The sequence below is a fragment of the Pseudomonas pharyngis genome, assembly GCF_021602345.1.
Lineage (GTDB): Bacteria > Pseudomonadota > Gammaproteobacteria > Pseudomonadales > Pseudomonadaceae > Aquipseudomonas > Aquipseudomonas pharyngis.
In genome coordinates, this window is sequence record NZ_BQID01000002.1 from 158,328 (window position 1) to 174,235 (window position 15,908).

Below are 15,908 nucleotides of genomic sequence, written 5' to 3' on the forward strand. Positions count from 1 at the left end.
TAGCGTTGCGAACGTAGCCCGCCCTCCGCTTGAAATTCGGCGGAGGGCGGTGCTCATCATCAGACCGAAGTCTGTTTGCGCATACGGTGGGCGGCGTCCAGCAGCAATTGTCTCGTAGCATCGAACCCGAGGCAGCCATCGGTTACCGAAACCCCGTAGCGAAGCGACTCGCTCAAGGGCTGGCATCCTTCGAACAGGTGCGATTCAAGCATCATGCCGATCAGCGAGCGTTCGCCCTGCAAACGCTGCTCCAGTACATGATTGAACACGTCAGGCTGGCGAAGGGGGTCTTTGCCGCTGTTGGCATGACTGCAGTCGACCATTATTCGGCTCGGGATTTTCAGTCGGTTCAATTCGTTGTTGATCCTGGAAACGCTTTCACGGTCGTAGTTCGGCCCCTGATGTCCACCCCGCAACACCAGATGCGTATCCGGGTTGCCGAGCGTCGGGACGATAGCCGGATGGCCCTGGCTGTCCACGCCGAAATGGCGATGGGGATGAGCTGCCGAACGCATCGCATCGACGGCAATGGCGACACCACCATCGGTTCCATTCTTGAAGCCGACCGGCATGCCGAGCCCGCTGGCCATTTCACGATGGATCTGAGATTCAGTGGTGCGGGCGCCGATGGCGACCCAGCTCAGCAAGTCGTCGAAGTATCCGGCGGCCATGGGTTGCAGCAGTTCAGTGGCGACCGGCAGTCCGAGGCGGATCATTTCCAGCATCAGTTCGCGCGATAGCGTCAGGCCCGCAGCCATGTCGTCGCTACCGTCGAGATGAGGATCGTATGCCAGGCCTTTCCAGCCAACGGTGGTGCGAGGCTTTTCAACGTAGGCGCGCATGACAAGCAACATGTCCTGACGGACTTCGCTGGCCAGTTGTGCGAGCTTTTCGGCGTATTCAAGTGCGGATTCGGGGTCGTGTATCGAGCAAGGGCCAACGATCACCAAAAGGCGTTGGTCTTCACCATTGAGAATCGCTCGGACCGCCTGGCGGTGGGCAACGACTTGATTGTTCAGGGCATTGCTGAGCGGCAATTGCTGCTTGAGTTGCAGCGAACTTGGCAGACGCAGGGTCAGTGCTTCGTTGGCAGAGTTCAGCGTGGACAGTGGCAGAGCAGAAACGGACGAGTTCATATTCGGTAATTCCTGGGCGGAGGGCGGGGGCTTCCCGCTTAATCGGCCCTAGTGGGGTGTTCGACAATTGGCCGGATTGGCTACGTGTGTTGGCTTGCCACCTGTGGGTGACCGATCGGAGGCGGCAGGTTGTCCCGAGCGGAGGCTGGTAAATCGCCAGGCGGAAAAACTGTCGTAACGGTAATAAGTGGCGTAGTTCATTGGTTGAATCCTCAAAGTGTCTGGTGTGTTGCTGAAAAAAGTTCGGGCCTGAAAAAACAAAACCCCCGGTCGGGAGGCCGACCGGGGGTTGAGAAATCTCTGGTAGGCGACCCGTTCAAATGGGCGCCGGTTGGGTATCAGGCGCGCCAGTGGCTAAACCAATACCCAAAATAAAAGCTTGCTGGAGCCGAGGCACCGTTCACCCGGGCAGCCGCAACCGAGCGCGAGGCGCTGGTGGTATGAAGCTGTGAAAGGGCGTTGAACATGAGCTGTCTCCGATGAATGCGCCGAGCTTACTAGAGGCTGCTGCGCGTCAGCAATCAGAAAATGCTATTGGAGTAGCAAGAAGGACTTTATGGGTTGAGCGCTCGCCTGGGTGTGCCACACTCTGCTTTTGACGCGTATCGAGGCAGGAATGAGTTTTGAACTGCGCCAGGCAACGGCCGCCGACCTGTCGTTTGTGCGAGAGCTGACTTGCCGAAATATGCTCCGCTACTACATTCACTATGACTTGCTGTGGCAGGACGAGGCGTTCGATGTCGCCTGGGCCGGGCGCGAGAACTGGTTGATCCTTCGGGAAGGCGAATTGACGGGGTATTTCAGTCTGAGCCGTGATGCTCGGGCCCTGTATATCCGCGAATTGCAGATCATCGAGAGCGCTCAGGGCCAGGGCGCGGGATCCTGGGCGATCGATCAGGTTGTTGCGATGGCGCGGCTGGAGTGTCGCCCGGCGTTGCGCCTGACGGTGTTCAAAAACAATCCGGCGCAAAACCTGTATCGAAAAAAAGGAATGTTGGTGCAGGGTGAGGATGAGTGTTTCCTGCGAATGCAGCTCGATTTCAGTACACCTGTGCTCTGAAACCCACAGCCGGCAAGCCCCCGATGAAGAATTGAAACTTTTAATATGTCGCTTGCCGCTAGGTCTGCCCCGCACTTTTTGCTAAGGTGTCCGGCATCCCAATAAGACCATATCGCGAGGTGTCTGCTTGATTAGGGTGCTAGTGGTCGATGACCATGATCTCGTTCGTACAGGCATTACACGTATGCTGGCCGACATCGATGGCCTGCAGGTGGTGGGCCAGGCCGAGTCCGGGGAAGAATCCCTCATCAAGGCTCGTGAGTTAAAGCCCGACGTGGTGCTGATGGACGTCAAGATGCCGGGCATCGGCGGCCTCGAAGCTACGCGCAAACTGTTGCGCAGCCATCCCGACATCAAAGTGGTTGCAGTCACCGTGTGTGAGGAAGATCCGTTTCCTACACGTTTGTTGCAGGCCGGTGCGGCGGGGTATCTGACCAAGGGCGCCGGATTGCCGGAAATGGTTCAGGCCATTCGCCTGGTGTTCGCCGGCCAGCGCTATATCAGCCCGCAGATTGCCCAGCAACTGGCAATCAAATCCTTTCAGCCGACCAATGATTCACCGTTCGATGCCTTGTCGGAACGGGAAATCCAGATTGCGCTGATGATTGTCGGCTGCCAGAAGGTTCAGATCATTTCCGACAAACTGTGTTTGTCGCCGAAAACCGTGAATACCTATCGCTACCGCATTTTCGAAAAGCTCTCGATCAGCAGCGATGTCGAACTGACGTTGTTGGCGGTTCGTCACGGCATGGTTGATGCCAGCCTCTGACCATGACTGAAATATTCGATTCGGGCGCTTTTTTATCGACCGTCAGCGGGCGCCCCGGCGTGTATCGCATGTTCGACAGCGACGCGCGTCTGTTGTACGTAGGCAAAGCCAAGAACCTGAAGAAACGCCTGGCCAGTTACTTTCGCAAGACGGGCCTGGCGCCGAAAACGGCGGCACTGGTCGGGCGTATCGCCCAGGTCGAAACCACCATTACGTCCAACGAGACAGAGGCGTTGCTGCTTGAGCAGACTCTGATCAAGGAGTGGAGGCCGCCGTACAACATCCTGTTGCGCGATGACAAATCCTATCCCTATGTCTTTTTGTCGGACGGGCAATTCCCGCGCCTGAGCATTCATCGCGGGGCCAAGAAGGCCAAGGGTAAGTATTTCGGTCCCTATCCGAGTGCCGGGGCTATCCGCGAAAGCCTCAGTCTTCTGCAGAAGACGTTCTTCGTGCGTCAGTGCGAGGACAGCTACTACAAGAACCGGACCCGACCGTGCCTGCAGTATCAGATCAAACGTTGCAAGGCACCCTGCGTCGGGCTGGTCGAGCCTGAGGTTTACGCCGAGGACGTACGTCACTCGGTGATGTTCCTCGAAGGGCGAAGCCATGCGTTGACCAATGAGCTGTCGACGGCGATGGAAGAGGCTGCGGTTAACCTCGAATTCGAGCGCGCCGCCGAACTGCGCGACCAGATTGCCTTGCTGCGTCGAGTGCAGGATCAGCAGAGCATGGAAGGCGGAACGGGTGATATCGATGTGATCGCCGCATTCGTCAATCCGGGCGGTGCTTGTGTCCACCTGATCAGCGTGCGGGGAGGGCGGGTGCTTGGCAGCAAGAATTTCTTCCCCCAGGTCGGGATCGAAGAAGACGTAGCCGAAGTCATGGCTGCGTTTCTGGGGCAATACTTCATCAGCAGCCCGGAGCGCGACTTGCCGAGCGAGTTGATCGTCAATGTCGTTCACGAAGACTTTCCTGCGTTGATCGAGGCTATTCACACGCTCCGCGGACGCGAGCTGACCATCAGCCATCGGGTGCGCGGTACGCGTGCGCGCTGGCAACAACTGGCCGTGACCAATGCCGAACAGGCACTGGGTGCGCGGCTGGCCAATCGTCAGCACGTTGCCGCACGTTTCGAAGCGTTGGCAGAAGTGTTGAACCTCGACGAGCCGCCGCAACGGCTGGAATGCTATGACATCAGCCACTCCAGCGGTGAAGCGACGGTTGCTTCCTGCGTGGTGTTCGGGCCGGAAGGGGCAATCAAGTCGGATTATCGCCGCTACAACATCGAAGGTGTGACCGCTGGCGACGATTACGCCGCCATGCATCAGGCCCTGACCCGACGCTTCAGCAAGCTGAAGGAAGGCGAGGGCAAGTTACCGGACATCCTGTTGGTGGACGGCGGCAAGGGGCAGTTGTCGATGGCGCGTGACGTGCTCAACGAACTGGCTGTTCCGGATCTGATCTTGCTGGGGGTCGCGAAGGGTGCCACGCGCAAGGCGGGCTTCGAGACTTTGTATCTGAATGATGCGGCGCATGAATTCACCTTGCGTGGCGATTCGCCGGCGCTGCACCTGATCCAGCAAATCCGTGACGAGGCCCACCGCTTTGCGATCACCGGCCACCGTGCTCGGCGCGGCAAGACCCGCCGCACGTCAACGCTGGAAGGCGTTGCGGGTGTAGGGCCGACCCGGCGGCGGGACTTGTTGAAACATTTTGGTGGATTGCAGGAGCTGTCTCGTGCAAGCATCGAAGAGATCGCCAAAGCACCGGGGATCAGCAAAAAGCTAGCAGAGTCGATTTATGCAAACCTGCATAGTGAGTAGAATGCCCATTCACCTCGTAGCCAGTTGTGCCGATGAATATCCCTAATCTGATTACCGTTCTCCGCGTCCTGCTCATTCCGATCTTCATTCTGCTGTTCTATCTGCCCTACCAATGGAGCTATCTGGCCTCAAGTTCGGTATTCGCCTTTGCGGCAGCGACTGACTGGCTGGACGGCTACCTCGCGCGACGCCTGGAACAAAGCACGCCTTTTGGTGCGTTTCTCGATCCGGTAGCCGATAAGCTCATGGTCGCCGTCGCACTGGTCTTGCTGGTGCAAGAGCATGGCAACCTTTGGCTCACACTGCCGGCAGCTGTCATTATCGGTCGCGAGATCGTGGTCTCGGCGTTGCGTGAATGGATGGCCGAACTCGGTGCCCGGGCTCATGTGGCCGTATCCAATCTGGGTAAATGGAAAACTGCTGCGCAGATGCTGGCACTGGTGATTCTCCTGGCCAACCCCAAGGCTTTCAGTTTCTGGGTTCTCATGGGTTATGCGTTGCTGATGATCTCTGCAGGTCTGACCCTGTGGTCGATGGTTCAATACCTTCGCGCAGCCTGGCCACATCTGAAGACCGATGTAGAAAAGAAATAAAACTTTTTTGAATCAAAGGGTTGACGGGGCATCTGGAATCTATAGAATGCGCCACACCAAGCGGGAATAGCTCAGTTGGTAGAGCACGACCTTGCCAAGGTCGGGGTCGCGAGTTCGAGTCTCGTTTCCCGCTCCAATTTGTACAACGTTTGTTGTTGCGCTACTGACAGCAAATGTTTTGAGGCCGAGTAGCAAAATGGTTATGCAGCGGATTGCAAATCCGCCTACGCCGGTTCGATTCCGACCTCGGCCTCCACTATAAACAAGCTCCGTAGATCCATGATTTACGGGGCTTTTTTATTTGCGTTGCAGTGAAAGATTTTGTCTTTGAAACGGCAACTGCAAACTTGCTTCACCGGGAAGTGATGTATATATTTCCCCCTCTGCTGCCAATGTGCAGTCCTGTCAGGATTGTGAATCGTCGTCAGCACAGTGCAACATCGCGCTACCGCCCGAATGGCGAAACTGGTAGACGCATGGGACTTAAAATCCCCCGCTCGTAAGGGCGTGCCGGTTCGATTCCGGCTTCGGGCACCATGAATATCAAGGGCTTGCATGACATACCTCATGCAAGCCCTTTTTCGTGCTCATACAAACGCCTGCCCGCTAAATCCTCTAGGCAAACGCTGAAGCCCGGCCATAGCCGTCAACCGCTCGATCCACTCGGAACGCCAGTCGGACGCCGAGCGTGCAGCCCAGGATTGGCGAGCCGCGCGCCGCGCCTCATTGCGCTGATTTTTGCGCGCATCCTTGTACGCATCGGTATTGCGGCAACTACGGCACTTCACTCGATTGAGTTCGCTGCTGGAGGAGAGGTTGTTGCCCTTGTGCCCACAGGCCAGATGCCCGTCGACTTTGAAATGAATGACCATGGGACGTCTCCTTGGTGACGTGTAAAGGTTTTGACCTCTCACGACCAAGGGCGTTCTTTCATGCGCCAAGCGAATCGACGAGCTATCTGAAGCGTGGTAGCGGCCGATCAATGGGTTTGAGCGACGACAAGGTACTGCGAATGAGGGGAGTGTCCTTGTCGATATCGTTCAGCCGGTCGCGGATGCGCAGAGCGGTCGGGTGTCCGCCTTGATGATCGACCCAGTCGGCGATCTCTTTGCAAGCTGCCGCGAGACGCGCCTCCCGAGCCTCGAGCAAGGTCAGCAGAGTGGTGATGGACTCTTTTTCGGACATGGAGCACCTCCGTTCATTAATCCGCTCGGTAGCAGCAAAAAGCTCGCCAAGCGCGAGCTCTCTGCCGTTGGGGCGCTGCTCCTTCAGCTGGTTTGAGTATAGACCCGTAAATGACAGCTATCAGCCCGACGACTCGGGGGCGGTCACTTGCGAGCTGGCGGCGTTGAGCCGATGACATTCCTTGCGGGCGTCTTCTTCCCGGTCGTAACCATCGCCGATGAAACCACCGGTTCGCGTGTCGCAGATGCGATACCAGCCCAAGGCTTCGGCGGGCTCATGGAGCGTTTCTCCGGCGCGCCGGCCGTGGATGACAATCTTGTTGCAGCGCTTCACGACAAATATGTCTTCCATGGCGTCACCGCAGCTGATTCCTACCAGATCAACTATAGAAGCCCTGACCAATCGTGCAAAAAATAGGCAAGTCAGTTCGTCGGTTGCAGTTGCCAGCCTGACTGCCGCCAGCGCAGGTGGTGGGTCGGATTCAACGCCTCAAGGAAATCCTGATCGTGGGAAACGGCGCCAATGGCGCCCGGAAATGTCTGCAATGCCCGCTCGAATGCTTCCACGGAAGGCAGATCCAGGTGATTGGTCGGCTCATCCAGCAACAATAGCTGCGCAGGATCCGATCGCCACAAGGCCAGTGCCAACGCCGCTTTCAGGCGTTCGCCACCGCTCAACGACGCGCAGGGGCTCGTGGCGCGGCTTGCATCCAGTTGCAAGTGAGCGAGATAGCTGCGCAGAGTGCCCTCGGTCAGCGCAGTTCCCTGCATCATCAGCTGTTCGGTGATGGAGCGCTGATCGCTCAGTTGGGCCAACTGCTGATCCAGGAATGCTAAGGGCACGTGTGTTGTGGCGGTTCCGTTGATGGGTGCGAGTTCCCCGGCGAGCACCTTCAGCAAGGTTGATTTGCCGCAGCCGTTGGGACCGCTGACAGCGATCCGCATCGGGCCATGGATCGTGAGATTCAGTGCATCGCCCGGCAGCCACGGCAATCGGGCTTCACTCAGCGTGCAGATCTGACGGTTGTTGGGCACGGCGCTCCCGGGCAGGTTGATCAGCACGCTGTCCTCGGGCTGTACCTTGGCATAAGCCTCGCGTACCTGGGCATCGAGCTCGGACTTGCGGGCCTGATGTCCCTGACGGACATGCCCCATGATTTCCCGTGCGGCGCCCTTGATCGCGACGTATTCGAAACTGGCAATATTGGCGGTTTCGGCGTTGCGTCGGGAGTTGGCGGCATGGCGTTGTATCGTGTCGTGCTCGCGGCGAAGTCGAATCCGCTCGCGCTGACGCTCGCTTCTGGCCTGATCCAGACGTGCCTGCGCCGCCTCTTGATAGATTCGCTGGTGCTCGCGGAATGCCGAGTAATTGCCACCGAATTCGATAGCCCCCGACGCGCTCAACTCAACGATACGCTGCATCCGGTCGAGCAATTGCCGATCATGGCTGACGACGATCAACCCGGTGTGCCAGCGCTCAAGCGAGTTCATCAGCCATTGCCGTCCCAATGCATCCAGATGGTTCGTCGGCTCATCGAGGATCAGCAATTCAGCCTGGCTGATAAACGCGCCAATCAGCGCGACTCGTGCTTGCTGGCCGCCACTGAGTTTGCCGGTCTCGTCGGAGAGGGCAACCTCGGTCAGCCCGGCGTCATCGAGCGTACGCCGCAGGCGCTCCGCCAGGTCCCATTGTTCACCTATGAGATCGAAATCCTCGGCCGATCCGCCGCCATTCTTCATGCGCTCAAGCGCCTCAAGAATGGCGGCGCTGCCGGTGGTCTCGGCGACCGTTTCGCCGGGTGCGGCAATAAAGGTTTGCGCCACGTAGGTCGTCGTTACGGAACGCGTCACGCTACCGGTGGTGGGTTGCCATTGTCCGGCGATCAGGCGCGCCAGTACGCTTTTGCCAACGCCATTGCGCCCGACGATGGCGGTCGGGGTGTGATCGAATTTCAGGTTGAGTGCAGTGAAAATCGTCTCGCCATTGGCGAACTGAAAACCCAGCTGGTTCAGGGAGACGAGAGCAGGCGTACGCGAGACGTGAGTCATCGGCACCTCCAAAAAATGTTGTGAGCACTGACAGGCGCCTTGAGCGGCGTGTCGCGATTACATTTTTGAAGGCTTAGTTGTTCACTTCTGCGGTCGTCCTGAGGAGGTAGGAGGGCGTAGCCTATTCGAGATGGGCGAAGGCTTCAAGGCGCTGTTGCCTTCTCTACCATGCGTTCGAGAAACAGGGCCAGCGCGACTTCTTCCTTGCGCAGCCCCTTGCGGACGCGCGGCTTCGGCAATTCGGCCAAGGCGCCGAGCATGAAGTGCTCCACCACCGCCGGGTGGATGTAGCATTTGCGACAGACCGCCGGCGTGTTGCCCAGTTGGCGGGCGACACCTTTCACCATCTCCACCACATGTCGCTTGGCCTCGCTCTCGGACTCCCATTGCAGCTCTCGCAGGACCGCCAACGCCAATGCGCTGCCGGCCCAGGTCCGGTAATCCTTGGCGGTGAAATCCGCGCCGGTCAGGGTTTGCAGGTAGGTGTTGACGTCGGAAGAGCTGACGGTGTGTCGCTCGCCGTTTTCATCCAGATACTGAAACAGGTTCTGCCCTGGTATTTCCAGGCAGCGCTTGATGATCCGCGCCAATCGCCGGTCCTTCACTGTGATCTGATGCTCGATGCCGCTCTTGCCGCGAAACTGGAACAGGATCGCGCTGCCGTTGACCTCGACATGCCGGCTGCGCAGGGTGGTCAGGCCGTAAGAGCGATTGTCCCGCGCGTATTGCGTATTGCCGACGCGAATCAGGGTGGCGTCGAGCAACGTGATGACCGTGGCCATGACTTTGTCGCGGCTGAACCCGGGCGATGCCAGCAGCGCTTCCAGCTGTTTGCGTAACTTGGGCAGCGCCAGCCCGAATTCGCGCAGGCGCGAATACTTGTCCGCGTCGCGCACTTCGCGCCAGCGAGCGTGATAGCGATATTGCTTGCGTCCACGGGCATCGCGACCGGTGGCTTGCAGATGGCCGCACGGGTCGGCGCAGATCCACACGTTGGTGTAGGCCGGCGGAACGGCCAGCGAGTTGATGCGCTTGATCTCGTCAGGGTCGGTGATGCGCTGGCCTTCGGGATTGAAATAGGCGAATTTTCCGCGCAGTTTTCTTCGGCTAATACCCGGCTGGGTGTCATCGACGTAATGCAGATCCGAAGGCAATACCTCGGTGAGCGCAGTATCGGGCATGGCGGATTTTCCTTCGCGGCAATCAGGCTGTTAAAACCATTGACCGCACGCCATGACGGACGTGCCCGCGGGTTTACGCCAGCACCGCGACGGCCTTGATCTGGGCCCACAATGACTGGCCCGGATGCACGCCGAGTTGGTCCCGCGAGTAGCGAGTGATGCGCGCCAGCAGTGGTGTGCCCCCAACATCGAGGCGGATAAGCACATGCGCGGCGTTATCCGCCGGCTGCTCGCTGACGACCGTAACCGGCAGTCGATTGAGGATGCTGCTGAACTCACTGTTTTGCAGAGTCAGGCTGATGTCTCGCGCGTGTACCTTGCAGCGAAGACTTTGGCCCGTCGTCATCGGCGCGTGGGTCACGCGAATGCTCAGTGGCGAGTCCGGCAGTTGCAGGGTGAGCAATTGATAGTCGGCATCGTAGCCGCTGACCTGGCCTTCGATGATCACCCCGGCGTCATTGTCCATGGCCAGCGGCAGATCGAGCCGCGCCAGGGTTTCACCAATCGGGCCGCTGGCCAGCGCTTTGCCGTCGCTGAGCAGCACCAGGTGGTCGGCGAGCCTGGCCACTTCGTCCTGGGCGTGGCTGACATAAAGCACCGGGATTTCCAGTTCGTCATGCAGGCGTTGCAGGTAGGGCAGGATTTCGCTTTTGCGCTGACTGTCCAAGGCTGCCAGAGGCTCATCCATCAGTAGCAATTCAGGGCTGGTCAGCAGCGCCCTGGCGATGCCGACACGCTGACGCTCGCCGCCGGACAGATGCTGAGGGTGACGATCCAGCAAATGGCCGATGCCCAGCAGTTCGGTGGCTTGGGTCATGTCGACCCGGCGCTGCGCCTTGGGAATGCGTTTGAGGCCGAACTGCAGATTGGCCAGCACCGACAGATGCGCAAACAGGCTGGCTTCTTGAAACACATAGCCGACCGCACGTTTGTGTGGCGGCACGAAGATGCCTTTTTCGCTGTCCTGCCAGACCTGGTCGTTGATGCGGATAAAGGCTTGCGGCGCGCGCTCGAGCCCTGCGATGCAGCGCAGGCACGTGGTCTTGCCCGAGCCGGACTGACCGAACAGCGCCGTCACGCCGCGACCGGGCAGCTGCAGATCAACGTCGAGGCTGAAGCCCGACCAGGCCAGTTTCAGGCGTGCATCAATCATCGATCAGCTCCAGCCCGTGCGGGTCTTGCGGCTGGAATACAGCGCCAGCAATACCAGAAACGAGAACACCAGCATCGCCCCGGCCAGCCAGTGCGCCTGTGCGTACTCCATGGCTTCGACGTGGTCGTAGATTTGTACGGAAACCACCCGGGTCTTGTCGGGAATATTCCCGCCGATCATCAGCACTACGCCGAATTCGCCGACGGTGTGGGCGAAGCCGAGGATTGCCGCGGTGATGAAGCCGGGGCGAGCCAAGGGCAGAATCACGCTGAAAAAAGTGTCCCAGGGATTGGCGCGCAAGGTCGCCGCTACTTCCAGAGGACGAATACCGATTGCGGAGAAGGCGTTTTGCAACGGCTGCACCACGAATGGCATGGAATAGAGCACCGAACCGATGACAAGGCCGGTGAAGCTGAAGGTCAAGGTGCCAAGCCCCAGCCACTGGGTGAAATGCCCGATGAAGCCATTGGGGCCAAGGGCCAGCAGCAGATAAAAACCGATGACCGTCGGTGGCAGCACCAGCGGCAGCGCGACAATCGCGCCGATGGGACCGCGCAGCCAGGAACGGCTGCGCGACAACCACAGGGCAATCGGCGTACCGACGACCAGCAGGATCGCGGTGGTCAGGGACGCCAGTTTCAGGGTCAGCCAGATCGCCGCGAAATCGGCATTCGTCAGCGACATTTACAGCTGGTAACCGTAGGACTTGATGACCGCAGCGGCTTTCGGGCCTTTGAGGTAATCAACCAGCGCCTTGGCAGCGGCATTGTCCTTGCCTTTGTTGAGGATCACGGCGTCTTGTTTGATCGGGTCGTGCATGTTCGCCGGAACGATCCACGCGGAGCCGCTGCTGACCTTGCCGTCCTTGTAGATCTGCGACAGGGCGACAAAGCCCAGCTCGGCGTTGCCGGTGGACACGAACTGGTAGGCCTGGGTGATGTTCTGGCCTTCAACGATCTTGGCTTTGGTGGCGTCCGTCAGTTTCAGTTTTTCCAGCACCTGAGTGGCGGCCAGACCATAAGGGGCGGCCTTCGGGTTGGCGATGGACAGGTGCTGGTATTGGTTTTTCTTCAGGACATCGCCGTTGGCGTCGACGTAACCTTCCTTGGCCGACCACAGCGCCAGGGTGCCGATGGCATAGGTGAAGCGCGACCCCTTGACGGTGTCGCCTTCTTTTTCGAGTTTTTCCGGGGTGGTGTCATCGGCCGACAGGAAAACTTCGAACGGCGCGCCGTTTTTGATCTGGGTGTAGAACTGGCCGGTGGCGCCATAGGCTGCGACCAGTTTGTGCCCGGTGTCTTTTTCAAAGTCAGCGGCAATCGCCTGGATCGGCGCGGTGAAATTGGCCGCGACCGCGACTTGCACTTCATCGGCCTGAGCAGCGCCGATGGCGAATACCGCGAGCAGGGCAGGGGCAAAACGTGAGGCACGATTGATCATGTAACGGCTCCGTGGGTGGCAAGTGCAGTGGGCAGTTGTTATTGGAAGGTAGACTGCGCCGATGCGAAGGGATGAAACGCTATATAGCGAAATATATAGCGAAATGCCGCCAAACAGGAAGCACTGCTTTTAAACCGGGCGAGGGCGCCACGCCCCTCACCCGTTCGGGTTCATCACCGCGTCAGTCTTGCCAGTGCGCCCTCAGCCAGTTGCCGGGTCAATTCAGCGCTGCCGAGGTCTTTGCCGAGTGTGAAGGCCTGGCCGGCCCAGAGGTTGCTGAAATCTGCTTCGCCCTTTGCACGCAGCGGCATCAAGGCACCGCCAGCCAGCGGAAAAGCGGGGGCCTTGTCCGACATCGGGCCCAGTTCGCGCATCACCCGATTGAGAATCCCCCGCGCCGGGCGTCCGGTAAACAGGTTGGTCACCGCCGTCTCGCTTTCCTTGGCGGTGCGTAAGGCCTTGTGATGCGACGCACTGACTTTCGCTTCCGGGGTAAACAGATACGCCGTCCCGACTTGAACCGCCGAAGCGCCGAGCATGAACGCTGCCGCGACGCCGCGCGCATCGGCAATCGCACCGGCCGCAATCACCGGGACGCTCACCGCGTCGACCACTTGCGGCACCAGGGCAAACGTACCGACCTGACTGCTCAGGTCAGCGCTGAGGAACATCCCGCGATGGCCGCCGGCCTCGTAACCCATGGCGATGATCGCGTCGCAACCGTTCTGCTCGAGCCAGATCGCTTCGTCGACGGTGGTTGCCGACGAGATGATTTTCGCACCAGTGGCCTTGACCCGATCCAGCAAGGATTTTTCCGGCAGGCCAAAGTGAAAGCTCACCACTTCAGGGCGAAATTCTTCCAGCACTTCACAGGCGGTCGCATCGAAGGGCGCACGGTTTGACACCGGCGTCGGCGCATCGAAATCGACACCCAGTTCGCGATAGTAGGGTTCCAGCAGGTTTTTCCATTCACGGGCTTTTTGCTCATCCGCGCCCGGAGCTTGATGGCAGAAAAAATTGACGTTGAATGGCTTGCTCGTGCCTTGGCGAATGGTCTTCAGTTCTTCGCGCAGTTGCTCGATGGTCAGCATCGCGGCCGGCATCGAACCGAGGCCACCGGCGTTGCAAGTTGCGATGACCATGGATGAATTAGTGGCTCCGGCCATGGGGCCCTGGATGATCGGCAGTTCGATGCCGAACAGGTCAAGAATGCGGGTATCAGGCCATTGGCTCATGGAATAGCTTCTCCGACGACAAAACAGGGCAGGGACGGTAGCAGCCGGTTTTTTAACGCAAAGCCACCCCCATGACCAGCACAGATTTGTAGCTTGAGCAGCGGGCGCTGGCTCGGTGTTCACGCCCGATTGGCTAAAAGTCGAGTGGGGCAAAATGTTGCAATGTGCTATTCCAATGCCTCGACATCCTTAATTTCACCGATAAGAGGCAGTCATGTTCAAAGGCATTCTGATCGATAAAGACGACAGCGGTTATCGCGCCAACCTGCAGGAAATCAGCGACGAGCAGTTGCCGGAGGGCGATGTGACAGTGGATGTCGCTTACAGCACGCTGAACTTCAAGGACGGCCTGGCGATCACCGGCAGCAGCCCGGTGGTGCGCAAGTTTCCGATGGTGCCGGGGATCGATCTGGCGGGCACCGTCGAAGTCAGCTCGCACCCGGACTACAAGGTTGGCGACGCGGTGCTGCTCAACGGCTGGGGCGTCGGCGAAAGCCACTGGGGCGGACTCGCGCAGAAGGCGCGACTGAACGGTGACTGGCTGATTCCGCTGCCCAAGGCATTCACCGCCGCGCAAGCCATGGCCATCGGCACGGCGGGTTATACGGCGATGCTGTGCGTCATGGCGCTGGAGCGCAACGGCGTGACAGCGCAACAGGGTGAGGTGCTGGTGACCGGCGCCAACGGTGGCGTCGGCAGTTTTGCCATCGCGTTGCTGAGCAAGCTGGGCTACCGCGTGGTCGCTTCGACCGGTCGGGTGTCGGAACACGAATACCTGAAACAACTGGGCGCCGGCGAAATCATTGATCGCGCCACCCTGTCCGACCCCGGCAAACCACTGGCCAAGGAGCGCTGGGCGGGCGTCATCGATTCGGTCGGCAGCCACACGCTCGCCAATGCCTGCGCCAGCACCCGGGCCGAAGGTACTGTGGCCGCGTGCGGTCTGGCTCAGGGCATGGATTTTCCGGCATCCGTGGCGCCGTTCATTTTGCGCGGCGTGACGTTGGCCGGAATCAACAGCGTGACCCAGCCCAAGGCCCGCCGCATCGAGGCTTGGGATCGTCTGGCGAAGGATCTGGATTTTGCCCTGTTGCCACTGATCAGCCATGAAATCGGCCTCGGCGAAGCTATCGACGCGGCACCGAAGTTGCTGGCGGGGCAACTCCGGGGGCGGGTTGTCGTTGATGTGAATCGCTGATTACTGTTGGGTTTTTCCTTCACGCTCGAGCAATTCGCGCTTGCGCTCCACGCCCCAGCGGTAACCCGACAGATTGCCGTCACTGCGCACAACGCGATGACAGGGGATTGCTACCGCCAGGCTGTTGGCACCGCAAGCCTGAGCCACTGCGCGCACGGCTTTTGGCGAGCCGATCTGCAGGGCAATGTCCGCGTAGCTGGCGGTGCTGCCGACCGGTATTTCGCGCAGCGCCTGCCACACCCGTTCCTGAAACGCCGTGCCGCGCACATCCAGCGGCAAATTTAGTCCGATGGCGGGCGCTTCAATGAAGCCGACGACGCGAGCGATCAGTTGTTCGAACTCGGCATCGGCGCCGATCAGGTTGGCCCGGCGAAACTGGTCCTGCAGGTCGCACACCAATTGGTGTGGATCGTCGCCCAGCAGAATCGCGCAGATCCCGCGCTCGCTCTGTGCCACCAGAATGGCGCCGAGCGAGCACTGGCCGACGGCGAAGCGGATGTCGTTGTTCTGGCCGGCGGCCCGGAAGTCGCCGGGTTTCATACCCAGTAACTGATCGGCCGACTCGTAAAAACGGCTGTTGGAATTGAAGCCGGCGTCATACAGCGCTTCGGTCACCGAGCCGCCGTCTGCCAGACGCTGACGAACCCGGCGCGAGCGATGCGCGGCTGCATAGCCTTTGGGCGTCAGGCCCGTCGCTGCTTTGAACACGCGATGAAAATGAAAGGCGCTCAGGCCAGCGGTCTCGGCGAGATCATTGAGTGCGGGCAGGCTGTCCGACGCTTCGATCTGGCGACAGGCTGCCGCAACGGTGGCGGCATGCTGCGCGGCGACCTCGGTCTGATCCTTGCTCACTCGTCTGCTTGGGCGATAGCCTGCGGCTTCGGCTTCTTCGGCGGTATCGAAGAACTCGACGTTCTGCGGTTTCGGCAAGCGAGCCAGGCTGCTGGGGCGGCAATAGATGCCGGTGGTTTTCACGGCATAGACAAACTGGCTGTCCGCCCGAGGGTCGCGCGCCACGACAGCGGCCCAGCGTGGATCGTCTTCAGTGTTCAGCGAGGTGGTAAGCGTTTTCATGATGGAAAGT

Annotated in this window: 16 protein-coding genes and 3 tRNA genes; 8 read left to right on the forward strand and 11 right to left on the reverse strand. The window is 59.6% G+C overall.

From position 1 onward, the window contains the following. Nucleotides 1–59: 59 nt before the first annotated feature. A complete protein-coding gene (locus L6D74_RS04300; protein ID WP_236187768.1) occupies nt 60–1,136 on the reverse strand; it encodes a 3-deoxy-7-phosphoheptulonate synthase in 1,077 nt (358 codons plus the stop codon). A gap of 616 nt (nt 1,137–1,752) precedes the next feature. On the opposite strand from L6D74_RS04300, the gene L6D74_RS04305 reads away from it, so the two are divergent. From L6D74_RS04305 to L6D74_RS04335, 7 genes are all read left to right on the forward strand, one after another. Continuing rightward, nucleotides 1,753–2,196 carry a GNAT family N-acetyltransferase gene (locus L6D74_RS04305; protein WP_236188411.1) on the forward strand — a complete coding sequence of 148 codons (444 nt, stop codon included), beginning with the start codon at nt 1,753–1,755 and terminating at the stop codon, nt 2,194–2,196. 127 nt (nt 2,197–2,323) lie between these two features. Continuing rightward, the gene (gene gacA, locus L6D74_RS04310) at nt 2,324–2,965 is read left to right on the forward strand and encodes a response regulator transcription factor GacA (protein WP_032829778.1); all 642 of its coding nucleotides are present in this window, start codon (nt 2,324–2,326) and stop codon (nt 2,963–2,965) included. Between the two features lie 2 nt (nt 2,966–2,967). Then, entirely contained in the window at nt 2,968–4,791 is a 1,824-nt protein-coding gene (gene uvrC, locus L6D74_RS04315; RefSeq protein WP_236187769.1) for an excinuclease ABC subunit UvrC, read from the forward strand. A 32-nt stretch (nt 4,792–4,823) separates the two neighbouring features. Next, the gene (gene pgsA, locus L6D74_RS04320; RefSeq protein WP_064596971.1) at nt 4,824–5,384 is read left to right on the forward strand and encodes a CDP-diacylglycerol--glycerol-3-phosphate 3-phosphatidyltransferase; all 561 of its coding nucleotides are present in this window, start codon (nt 4,824–4,826) and stop codon (nt 5,382–5,384) included. Between the two features lie 60 nt (nt 5,385–5,444). Continuing rightward, nucleotides 5,445–5,520, forward strand: a tRNA-Gly gene (locus tag L6D74_RS04325). Between the two features lie 46 nt (nt 5,521–5,566). Then, a tRNA-Cys gene (locus tag L6D74_RS04330) sits at nt 5,567–5,640 on the forward strand. Between the two features lie 194 nt (nt 5,641–5,834). Then, a tRNA-Leu gene (locus L6D74_RS04335) sits at nt 5,835–5,921 on the forward strand. Nucleotides 5,922–5,971: 50 nt separating this feature from the next. Here L6D74_RS04335 and L6D74_RS04340 read toward each other — a convergent pair. The 9 genes from L6D74_RS04340 to L6D74_RS04380 all read right to left on the reverse strand — a co-directional run bounded on the left by L6D74_RS04340 (nt 5,972) and on the right by L6D74_RS04380 (nt 13,626). After that, nucleotides 5,972–6,256, reverse strand: coding sequence for a hypothetical protein (locus L6D74_RS04340; RefSeq protein WP_039768769.1), 285 nt, complete (start codon nt 6,254–6,256; stop codon nt 5,972–5,974). 82 nt (nt 6,257–6,338) lie between these two features. Then, nucleotides 6,339–6,569: a hypothetical protein gene (locus L6D74_RS04345; protein ID WP_039768768.1), complete on the reverse strand. Its 231-nt coding sequence runs from the start codon at nt 6,567–6,569 to the stop codon at nt 6,339–6,341. 120 nt (nt 6,570–6,689) lie between these two features. Then, entirely contained in the window at nt 6,690–6,920 is a 231-nt protein-coding gene (locus L6D74_RS04350) for a hypothetical protein (protein ID WP_064596965.1), read from the reverse strand. Nucleotides 6,921–6,991: 71 nt separating this feature from the next. Next, nucleotides 6,992–8,617 carry an ABC-F family ATP-binding cassette domain-containing protein gene (locus tag L6D74_RS04355; RefSeq protein ID WP_236187770.1) on the reverse strand — a complete coding sequence of 542 codons (1,626 nt, stop codon included), beginning with the start codon at nt 8,615–8,617 and terminating at the stop codon, nt 6,992–6,994. A gap of 143 nt (nt 8,618–8,760) precedes the next feature. Then, nucleotides 8,761–9,798: a DNA topoisomerase IB gene (locus L6D74_RS04360; RefSeq protein WP_085610426.1), complete on the reverse strand. Its 1,038-nt coding sequence runs from the start codon at nt 9,796–9,798 to the stop codon at nt 8,761–8,763. A gap of 73 nt (nt 9,799–9,871) precedes the next feature. Further along, entirely contained in the window at nt 9,872–10,951 is a 1,080-nt protein-coding gene (gene modC / locus L6D74_RS04365; RefSeq protein WP_064596959.1) for a molybdenum ABC transporter ATP-binding protein, read from the reverse strand. 3 nt (nt 10,952–10,954) lie between these two features. Next, nucleotides 10,955–11,635 carry a molybdate ABC transporter permease subunit gene (modB, locus tag L6D74_RS04370; RefSeq protein WP_236187771.1) on the reverse strand — a complete coding sequence of 227 codons (681 nt, stop codon included), beginning with the start codon at nt 11,633–11,635 and terminating at the stop codon, nt 10,955–10,957. After that, nucleotides 11,636–12,391, reverse strand: coding sequence for a molybdate ABC transporter substrate-binding protein (gene modA, locus L6D74_RS04375; RefSeq protein ID WP_064596955.1), 756 nt, complete (start codon nt 12,389–12,391; stop codon nt 11,636–11,638). It lies immediately after the preceding gene. Between the two features lie 173 nt (nt 12,392–12,564). Continuing rightward, entirely contained in the window at nt 12,565–13,626 is a 1,062-nt protein-coding gene (locus L6D74_RS04380) for an NAD(P)H-dependent flavin oxidoreductase (protein ID WP_085610422.1), read from the reverse strand. 214 nt (nt 13,627–13,840) lie between these two features. Here L6D74_RS04380 and acuI point away from each other — a divergent pair, with 214 nt between their 5' ends. Then, complete coding sequence (gene acuI / locus L6D74_RS04385) at nt 13,841–14,824, forward strand: acrylyl-CoA reductase (NADPH) (protein ID WP_236187772.1); 984 nt, start codon at nt 13,841–13,843, stop codon at nt 14,822–14,824. Here the strand turns inward: acuI and ada are convergent, their stop codons facing one another. Continuing rightward, a complete protein-coding gene (gene ada, locus L6D74_RS04390) occupies nt 14,825–15,898 on the reverse strand; it encodes a bifunctional DNA-binding transcriptional regulator/O6-methylguanine-DNA methyltransferase Ada (protein WP_236187773.1) in 1,074 nt (357 codons plus the stop codon). Nucleotides 15,899–15,908 lie beyond the last annotated feature (10 nt).

Bases quoted from the DNA above. Each gene is read 5' to 3' on its own strand.
- L6D74_RS04300 (WP_236187768.1), bottom strand. From the start codon at position 1,136: ATGAACTCGTCCGTTTCTGCTCTGCCACTGTCCACGCTGAACTCTGCC.
- L6D74_RS04305 (WP_236188411.1), top strand. From the start codon at position 1,753: ATGAGTTTTGAACTGCGCCAGGCAACGGCCGCCGACCTGTCGTTTGTG.
- uvrC (WP_236187769.1), top strand. From the start codon at position 2,968: ATGACTGAAATATTCGATTCGGGCGCTTTTTTATCGACCGTCAGCGGG.
- pgsA (WP_064596971.1), top strand. From the start codon at position 4,824: ATGAATATCCCTAATCTGATTACCGTTCTCCGCGTCCTGCTCATTCCG.
- L6D74_RS04340 (WP_039768769.1), bottom strand. From the start codon at position 6,256: ATGGTCATTCATTTCAAAGTCGACGGGCATCTGGCCTGTGGGCACAAG.
- L6D74_RS04345 (WP_039768768.1), bottom strand. From the start codon at position 6,569: ATGTCCGAAAAAGAGTCCATCACCACTCTGCTGACCTTGCTCGAGGCT.
- L6D74_RS04350 (WP_064596965.1), bottom strand. From the start codon at position 6,920: ATGGAAGACATATTTGTCGTGAAGCGCTGCAACAAGATTGTCATCCAC.
- L6D74_RS04355 (WP_236187770.1), bottom strand. From the start codon at position 8,617: ATGACTCACGTCTCGCGTACGCCTGCTCTCGTCTCCCTGAACCAGCTG.
- L6D74_RS04360 (WP_085610426.1), bottom strand. From the start codon at position 9,798: ATGCCCGATACTGCGCTCACCGAGGTATTGCCTTCGGATCTGCATTAC.
- modC (WP_064596959.1), bottom strand. From the start codon at position 10,951: ATGATTGATGCACGCCTGAAACTGGCCTGGTCGGGCTTCAGCCTCGAC.
- modB (WP_236187771.1), bottom strand. From the start codon at position 11,635: ATGTCGCTGACGAATGCCGATTTCGCGGCGATCTGGCTGACCCTGAAA.
- modA (WP_064596955.1), bottom strand. From the start codon at position 12,391: ATGATCAATCGTGCCTCACGTTTTGCCCCTGCCCTGCTCGCGGTATTC.
- L6D74_RS04380 (WP_085610422.1), bottom strand. From the start codon at position 13,626: ATGAGCCAATGGCCTGATACCCGCATTCTTGACCTGTTCGGCATCGAA.
- acuI (WP_236187772.1), top strand. From the start codon at position 13,841: ATGTTCAAAGGCATTCTGATCGATAAAGACGACAGCGGTTATCGCGCC.
- ada (WP_236187773.1), bottom strand. From the start codon at position 15,898: ATGAAAACGCTTACCACCTCGCTGAACACTGAAGACGATCCACGCTGG.